The sequence below is a fragment of the Arcobacter sp. F155 genome, assembly GCF_004116455.1.
In the GTDB taxonomy this organism is placed as follows: domain Bacteria; phylum Campylobacterota; class Campylobacteria; order Campylobacterales; family Arcobacteraceae; genus Halarcobacter.
Genome location: NZ_PDJU01000028.1, coordinates 1 through 589 on the forward strand (window position 1 = coordinate 1; position 589 = coordinate 589).

Consider the following 589-nt stretch of genomic DNA (forward strand, 5'->3'; position numbering starts at 1 on the left):
AGTAACAGAGTTTACAATTACAACACCAACAGTAGATGATGCATTAAAAGAAGATACAGAAGCGTATGAGATTTCTGTAGGTGGAGTAGATGCAACAGGAACAATCTTAGATAATGAAGCAGATATCACAGTATCAAGTGTAACAAGTGATGAGCAAACAGAAGGAACTGATTTAGTTCACACTGTAACATTAAGTGGAGAAGCAGATTCAGCAAAAGAGTATGACTTTACATTTAACACTGGAACAGTAGAAGCAGAAGATATCGAAGCGTTTGAATTTAGTAATGGTGTAACATATGATGCAAGTACTGGAAAAATCACAGTACCAGCAGGAGTAACAGAGTTTACAATTACAACACCAACAGTAGATGATGCATTAAAAGAAGATACAGAAGCGTATGAGATTTCTGTAGGTGGAGTAGATGCAACAGGAACAATCTTAGATAATGAAGCAGATATCACAGTATCAAGTGTAACAAGTGATGAGCAAACAGAAGGAACTGATTTAGTTCACACTGTAACATTAAGTGGAGAAGCAGATTCAGCAAAAGAGTATGACTTTACATTTAACACTGGAACAGTAGAAGCA

Annotated in this window: 1 protein-coding gene; it reads left to right on the forward strand. The window is 36.2% G+C overall.

Annotation, left to right across the window (positions count from 1 at the left end):
• Positions 1-589, forward strand: a 589-nt coding sequence (locus CRV03_RS14170) for a hypothetical protein (RefSeq protein WP_258239107.1), incomplete at both ends; no start/stop codon positions are given.